This window comes from Neisseria sp. P0022.S010, assembly GCF_051956635.1.
In genome coordinates this window covers 1-2,671 of record NZ_JBQCXF010000411.1, presented here as the reverse complement: position 1 = coordinate 2,671, position 2,671 = coordinate 1, and the positions used below count along the sequence as shown (strand labels likewise).

The 2,671-nt window shown below is 38.2% G+C and carries 3 protein-coding genes and 1 pseudogene; all 4 read left to right on the top strand.

Translation table 11 applies throughout. From position 1 onward, the window contains the following. Positions 1 to 590, top strand: a 590-nt coding sequence (locus ACTHUT_RS17470) for a DUF2345 domain-containing protein (protein ID WP_440386799.1), incomplete at its 5' end; no start/stop codon positions are given. Beyond that, positions 583 to 1,713 carry a DUF6402 family protein gene (locus ACTHUT_RS17465; RefSeq protein WP_440386798.1) on the top strand — a complete coding sequence of 377 codons (1,131 nt, stop codon included), beginning with the start codon at positions 583 to 585 and terminating at the stop codon, positions 1,711 to 1,713. The genes ACTHUT_RS17470 and ACTHUT_RS17465, both read left to right, overlap by 8 nt. A gap of 11 nt (positions 1,714 to 1,724) precedes the next feature. Further along, the gene (locus tag ACTHUT_RS17460) at positions 1,725 to 2,162 is read left to right on the top strand and encodes a hypothetical protein (RefSeq protein WP_440386797.1); all 438 of its coding nucleotides are present in this window, start codon (positions 1,725 to 1,727) and stop codon (positions 2,160 to 2,162) included. A gap of 92 nt (positions 2,163 to 2,254) precedes the next feature. Next, a pseudogene (locus ACTHUT_RS17455) lies at positions 2,255 to 2,671 on the top strand (transposase); the annotation flags it as partial.

The window sequence follows — 2,671 nt, the reverse complement described above, 5'->3', positions numbered from 1 at the left end:
CCGACATTACCGCCGGCCAAAGCCTGACCGCCCATGCGGCAGAGAGCCTTAACCTATTTGCGCAAAGCAGCGGCATCAAGATGCAGGCCAATCAGGGTGCAGTCACTGTACAGGCACAGAATGACGAGTTGCAGCTGAATGCTTTGAAGGATGCAACGTTAACCAGCAGCGCAGGGAAGATCACCATTGCGGCGAAGGAAGAGATTCTGATTACCTGCAAAGGGGCGTATATCAAGCTGTCGAATGGGGAAGTTGAGATCGGGAGTCCGAAGGTGGTGCGGGTGAGGGCGCCGTTGGTGGTGAATGGGGCGAATAGCCGTACTTTCAATATGCCCCTACTGAATCCCAAAGATTTATTTAGTCTTGCTTTTGAATTGATTGATGAAAAAACAGGTAGAAAAATTACTAACCGTCCGTTTGTTGTCATAGATGAAACAGATTCCAATAAGGTCATTATTGGGAAAACCAACAAATATGGACGAACAGGGATGAATAAACATTTGATACGTAACTCTGCAAAAGTAAGATTTTTGGAACAGTTGGAAATTGCAGTTTTGAAAGAAGAGCAAGAGGATAATAAAAATGAATGAATATATTACTTTTACCTATTTTGACACAGATAAAAATCAAGAAATGACCATCAAGTGCGATGCTACTTCACTTTGTCAAAACTTACCCTCATATAAGGGAAAAAAATCGAATGAACAACATGTTGTACAGCAAATGACTACTGTATTTAAATTAACTGATTTACCCAATGCTTTACGTGCGCATGGTAAAAAGCATACTGGACATGTTTGGGAGAAAGCGGCAAAAATGCAGGAAAAGTGGTTCAATAGTCCCGCGAAAATAATGCCGGCGAAAATCAAGAAAGCATTAGATACTAATTGGCCAGCTGATTTGGTTTTAACAGATTATTATACTTTGGATTGGCTAGAGAAAGCCAATATAACAGGTGTCGTTACGAAAGGAATTGAGCGTTTGCTAAAAGGCAGGCATCGTCTTAGAAAAATGGGTATTGAAAAGGGATGGAACAGACAAGTACCAAACTGTATTTACAATAACGCAGCAAAAGATAAGCTAAAAACATTGAATGATGAGGTTTATGATGAATTAAGGAAAGTTTATGGTGATACTAAACATTTTCTTTTGAAAACAAAAGATATGCAGAAATTCCACAAATATTTCTCGTTCCAAAATTACAGTTTGTTTGATGCTTGGGATAAAGCTGTATTGGCATTTGGTGATCGTATTATGAAAGATGAGTTTTTTGCTACGGTTGCAGGTTGTTCTCTGATTGCTGCTATAGGCAAATACAGGATGCCGTCGAACAAATTGGTTGTAGAGAGTGTTTATCTTTATGTTAGAGATACATTTGATTTTAACAATGACAGAGATAAAAAAGGCAGAGAAACAGAGAATCAGTATTTGGGACATTGGAACCATACAGGGTTCAATGTATTTTATCTTCACCAGGGATTAGATAAACTAAATCAGGTAGTAGATATTACCCCGAAACCTATTATGGCTAGTTCCTTTATTGCTATGCCGTCAACACATTTTAATTCAGCCAAAGAAAATATATATTTCCCAGTTAGAAACAATCATTTCAATAAATGGAGAGCGTTAAATAAACGTGGTGGTGATTTGCTGATATTCTCATCATTGAAAGAATTTCGTTGTGACCCCCCGATTGAAGTAGAACTAAAATAGGTAGTAGAACCATGTTTAAAAAAATTGCTTTAATAGTAACTATTGTGCTAGCTATAATTTTGTCTTATTCTTATTTTAGATATAGTGCATATTGTTTCTATAAGGAAAAAACTTTATCTAGTTATCAAATTCCTATTGATGGAGACCAATGTGAAAGATTTAATGTTATTGAGAATAAAAAAATTATTGTTTGCTTAGATAATGTAGGTAATTTTTTAAGTATAGACGGTCTTAATTCTGGAATATATTTATATGATGAACAAGGTAAATTATTATCTTTTTATTATCTGTATAACGAAGTTTGGCAAGGTATGCCGTTAGACTTAAGATTAGATGAAAAAGGTATATTCAAATTAGGCCTATATGCTCAAACAGAACCCTTTTCTATAAACCCATCTATTTTTCATAGGATAGAAGCAAAATTTATTGGTAATCTATGCTATAAATAAAATTTATATCTATATTTTTTATATAACTAGAGACCTTTGCAAAATTCCCCAAAATCCCCTAAATTCCCACCAAGACATTTAGGGGATTTTCCATGACCACCTTCTTTCAGCAAACCGCACAAGCCATGATTGCCAAACACATCGACCGCTTCCCACTATTGAAGTTGGATCAGGTGATTGATTGGCAACCGATCGAATAGTACCTGAATCGTCAAAAAAACCGTTACTTCCGAGACCACCGCGGCCGTCCCGCCTATCCCCTGTTGTCCATGTTCAAAGCCGTCCTGCTCGGACAATGGCACAGCCTCTCCGATCCCGAACTCGAACACAGCCTCATCACCCGCATCGATTTCAACCTGTTTTGCCGTTTTGACGAACTGAACATCCCCGATTACAGCACCTTATGCCGCTACCGCAACTGGCTGGCGCAAGACGACACCCTGTCCGAATTGCTGGAACTGATTAACCGACAACTGGCCGAAAAAAACCTAAAAGTAGAGAAGGCATCC

Bases quoted from the DNA above. Each gene is read 5' to 3' on its own strand.
- ACTHUT_RS17465 (WP_440386798.1), top strand. From the start codon at position 583: ATGAATGAATATATTACTTTTACCTATTTTGACACAGATAAAAATCAA.
- ACTHUT_RS17460 (WP_440386797.1), top strand. From the start codon at position 1,725: ATGTTTAAAAAAATTGCTTTAATAGTAACTATTGTGCTAGCTATAATT.